General features: G+C 40.4%; 1 protein-coding gene. It reads right to left on the reverse strand.

Annotated features, from left to right (window positions below):
• Positions 1-292 precede the first annotated feature (292 nt).
• Positions 293-1,543 (reverse strand): IS110 family RNA-guided transposase, encoded by a 1,251-nt coding sequence (locus PLL47_RS14900; protein ID WP_324447373.1) that lies wholly within the window; start codon positions 1,541-1,543, stop codon positions 293-295.
• Between the last annotated feature and the right edge of the window lie 99 nt (positions 1,544-1,642).

The following is a 1,642-nucleotide window of genomic DNA, read 5'->3' on the forward strand; positions in this document are numbered from 1 at the left end:
TTTTCATACGTAAATATTTTATAATTTATTACCCATAAACAGGGTATTTTTCAGTGTTTTAAACTAATATTAATAATCCTGACAAAACAAAAGAGAGCACTTATCGAATAATAAATGCGTGGTTATTTTTTCGGCATTGGTATATAAACAGCTAAAAATATTAAAATTTCATACACGTGCTCTTTGTCACTGTCTTTGCCGCTTAGCTGTTGAGATCAGTTTCATGATCGGTTTCCTTACTATTCGTAAATAGTGGGTACCAGTAAAAATCGACCTTTGATTTATTGGTTTTTTATCCTGCTTGTCGTTCCTGTTGCGTTAGCTGGACATCATATCCAAGCTTTTCCAACTCTCTTTTGAGATATAACCTTCGTCTCTTTTCAACCCGTTGGTTTACATAGTCTGCTCCAAGTTCCTTATACTCCTCTACTCCGCTCAACACATGATAGACAGACTTCAGGATCGAATGTCCTACTGCTATCAAGGCTCTCTTTTTGCCTCTTCTTGCTGCCAATCTGTGATATCTTGCAGAGTAAAATGTATTTTTAGTCCTTGTTGCAGCCCATGCTGCCTCAGTTATTACTGCTTTTACCTGTTTGTTCCCGTGGGTGACTCCTCCGCTTTTTTTTTTACCTGCACTCTCGTTGTTCCCGGGACACATACCCGCCCATGAGGCTAAGTGTTTCTCTGTGGGGAAAACCGACATATCCAGGCCTATCTCCGCTATCAGATCTTCAACGGTCTTTCTATTTAATCCGGGGATTCCTCTTAAAACTTCCATCGCATTATCGTATTCAGACAAGCTTTCTTTAATCCTTGCACTGAGTTCGGAGATTATAGATTCCGTTGATTCTATATCCCGCTTTATTGCCTGCAACAAGAATATATGATGGTCGGTTATAAATCCCTGACATGCTTCATATAAATCATCCTTGCTGCATTGGAGCTTACCGTGATAAACTTCATCTATATCCTCTCTGGTCACTATCTTGCCATCACATAGTTTGTCTATCAATTTTGTTGCCGTTACACCGCTTGTAGAACTCATCACACTGGACAGTTTTATGTTACAATCCTCCAGAATCCGTATTATCCTGTTCTTCTCAGAGGCAACATTCTGTACCAGCTTATTCCTGTAACGGGTCAGATCCCTTAATTCCCTCTGTGCCTTGGGTGGAACATAACTTGGCTTTAATAAGCCTGCCAACAGTAACTTCAATATCCACGCACTATCCTGTTTGTCTGTCTTGTGCCCGGGTACATACTTGATATGGCGAGCATTGACAATCCATACCTTGATGCCACTCGGTTCAAGAATGTTGTAGACAGGCTTCCAGTAAACCCCTGTGCTCTCCATCGCTACATGCGTTATGCCATTGCCCAATAACCACTCTTTCATTTCTGTCAAAGAACTTGTTGTAGTACCAAACTCGCGGGTCTGAGTCCGAAGTGCTTCTCCTCCGATTGTAGCCACTGCTACTTTCTGGTGTACGTCTATACCACAGCCTCGTGATACAACTTGACGAAAGGATACTTCTTCCATTTCCTGGTAATTTAGATTTGTAAGAACAAATCTAAATTATCCTAAAATATTTTCATCCCCTTTGGCGTTTATTTTTTAGTCATGGATGTTTCATGATTT

The organism is Methanosarcina sp. (genome assembly GCF_035390745.1).
In the GTDB taxonomy this organism is placed as follows: domain Archaea; phylum Halobacteriota; class Methanosarcinia; order Methanosarcinales; family Methanosarcinaceae; genus Methanosarcina.

Coding starts and splice junctions, on each gene's coding strand:
- PLL47_RS14900 (WP_324447373.1), bottom strand. CDS start 1,543: ATGGAAGAAGTATCCTTTCGTCAAGTTGTATCACGAGGCTGTGGTATA.